General features: G+C 67.1%; 2 protein-coding genes. Both read right to left on the bottom strand.

Annotated features, from left to right (window positions below; translation table 11 throughout):
- A partial coding sequence (locus CQ015_RS18550; RefSeq protein ID WP_105650849.1) for a GMC family oxidoreductase occupies positions 1-1,561 on the bottom strand: 1,561 nt, incomplete at its 3' end.
- 23 nt (positions 1,562-1,584) lie between these two features.
- The coding region (locus CQ015_RS18545) for an aldehyde dehydrogenase family protein (RefSeq protein WP_105650848.1) at positions 1,585-2,883 on the bottom strand (1,299 nt) is incomplete at its 5' end.

Here is a 2,883-nt window from a genome sequence, read left to right as displayed (position 1 = left end):
TGCCGCGGATCAGTTCGGCGCAGCGCTCACCAATCATCATCACCGTGAGATTCGGATTCACCGTCACCAACTCCGGCATCACCGACGCATCGGCCACCCGCAACCCGGTCACCCCCTTAACCCGCAGCTGAGGATCCAACGGCGACATCACATCCTCCACAGCCCCCATCCGCACGCTGCCGGCCGGATGATACACGGTGTTATGCGTGCGCTTGAGGTAATCGAAGATCTCCGCATCGGACTGCACCTGTTGGCCGGGGAACTGCTCCACCCCGGCCCAATCAGCCATCGCCGGCTGCCCGATGATCTCCCGGGCCTTGCGGATCCCGGCGATCATCACCCGCGCATCATGGCCCTGGACGTCGGTGAAATAACGCGGATCGACCTTCGGCTTGTCACGGAAGTCGCAGCTGCGCAACCGCACCGTACCCCTCGACTTCGCATGCGTGACATTCGGAGTCAGGCAGAAGGTGTTCTCCCCGGTCGGATACCCCTGGCGCAGCGTATGCATATCAAAAGGCACCGAACCATAGTGGAACATCAGATCCGGACGATCCAGCCCCTCGCGGGTGGGGGTGAAGATCCCGATCTCCCACCACTGAGTCGATTCGCTGACCATGGGCTGCTTCGCCTCCCACTGGATCACCCCTTCGGGATGGTCCTGCAAATGCTCGCCCACCCCCGGCGCGTCCACCAGCACCTCGACACCCACCGACTCCAGATGCTCGGCCGGCCCGATCCCCGAAAGCATCAGCAGCTTCGGCGAATCGATCGCCCCGGCCGAGAGGATCACCTCGCGGGCCGCGTGCAGCGTGGTGGTGCGCCCGAACGCCCCGTCGACCACGTCCACCCCGGTGCAGCGCTTGCCCGCATCGAAGTTCAGCTTCCGCGCCTGCAGCCCGGTGAGCAGCGTGAAGTTCTCCCGCTCCATAATCGGATGGATATAGGAGACCGAGGAGGAGGACCGGGTGCCATCGGCACGCCGGTTGATCTGGAAGAAGTTCGCCCCGTTGAGCACCGTCTCATCGTTGTTGAACTTCGCCCGCGGAATCCCGGCCTGCGCGCAGGCCTCCAGCAGCGCCACCCCGCACGGATCGGTGCCCGGCACATTCATCAGGTGCACCGGCCCCGAATCCCCGTGGTGCGGGGCCTCCGGCCCGGCGTCCTCATTGCGCTCCAGCTGCTGATACAGCCGGTAGGCCATCGCCGAATTCCAGCCGGTGGCCCCGAACTTCGATTCCCATTCGTCCAGGTCCTCGCGCGGCGCCCAGAACGCGATGCAGGAATTATGGCTGGAGCACCCGCCCATCACCTTGGCCCGGGAATGGCGCATGAAGGAGTTCCCGTTCTCCTGCGCCTCGATCGGGTAGTCCCAGTCCAGCCCGGATTCGAGCAGTTCCATCCAGCGGTTCAGCTGCAAGACCTCCTCAAGACCCCGGTCATCGGGGCCGGCCTCCACCAGCGCGATGCGTACCGCCGGGTCTTCGCTCAGCCGTGCGGCGGCCGCGGCGCCGGCCGAACCGCCGCCGATGACGATGTAGTCGAAGTCTGTGTTCTCCATGCTCACGTTGCGCCCTTTCTTGCTTATTTCTTGGTGAACCAGCCGGTGACCTGCGGGTCCAGATTCTGGTAGATGTGCTTGGCTTCCTGGTACTCGCCCAGCCCGGTCGGCCCCAGCTCGCGGCCGACCCCGGACTGGCCGAAGCCGCCCCACTCGGCCTGCGGCAGGTAGGGGTGGAAGTCGTTGATCCAGATCGTCCCGTGGCGCAACCGGGCCGCGATCCGCTGGGTCTTGGACGCGTCCTGGCTCCACACCGCCCCGGCCAGCCCGTAGTCGGTGTCGTTGGCGGTGGCCACCGCCTCATCCTCGGTGGCGAAGGTCTCCACGGTGACCACCGGGCCGAAGGCCTCCTCGATGACCACCGACATGCCGCGGGCCACCTGGTCAAAGACGGTGGGCAGGTAGAAATGCCCCGCCCCCAGCCCGGGGCCGTCCGCCTCGGTGGCCGCCCGGCCACCGCAGCGCAGCCGGGCGCCTTCGGCGAGCCCGGACTGCACATACGCCTCGACCTTTCCCAGATGCTCCGCGGAGATCAGCGCCCCGGTTTCGGCATGCTCATCGAACGGGCCGCCGAGGGTGATCTGCTCCGCACGGCGCACCAGCTCGTCGACGAACCGCTCCGCGATGGATTCCTCCACGATGATCCGCGCCCCGGCCGAGCAGACCTGCCCCGAATGCACGAACGCGCCATTCAGGGCGTTGTCCACCGCGGCGTCGAAGTCCGCGTCGGCGAAGATCACGTTCGGGTTCTTCCCGCCCAGCTCCAGGGCGACCTTCTTCACCGTTCCGGCCGCCGCGGCCGCGACCTTGCGCCCGGTGGCCAGGCCGCCGGTGAAGGAGACCAGGTCCACGTCGCGGTGCTCGGAGAGGACCGCGCCGACCTGCGCGCCGGTGCCGGTGACCAGGTTCGCCACCCCAGCCGGCAGGCCCAGCTCGTGGAGCACCTCCATCATCAGGATCGCGGTGGACGGGCTCAGCTCGGCGGGCTTGAGCACGAAGGAGCAGCCGGCGGCCAGCGCCGGGGCGATCTTCCACGCTGCTTGGAGCAGCGGGTAGTTCCACGGGGTGATCATCGCCGCGACGCCGACCGGTTCGTAGACGATGCGGCTGAGCACCTGCGGGTCCCCGGCGTCGACGATCCGCCCGGCATCGGTTCCGGAGAGCTTGCCGAAGTAGCGGAAGCAGTTGATGATGTCGTCCATGTCCAGTTCGGATTCGACCAGGCGCTTGCCGGTGTCCAGGGTTTCGGCCAGCGCGAATTCGTCCTTGCGTTCGGCCAGCCGATGAGCGACGCGCAGCAGGAAGTCACCGCGTTCCGGGGC

Origin of the sequence: Arthrobacter sp. MYb221 (assembly GCF_002979835.1) — a bacterium.
Lineage (GTDB): Bacteria > Actinomycetota > Actinomycetes > Actinomycetales > Micrococcaceae > Glutamicibacter.
The sequence above is the reverse complement of the archived record's forward strand: the minus strand, read 5'-3'. Positions and strand labels throughout refer to the sequence as shown.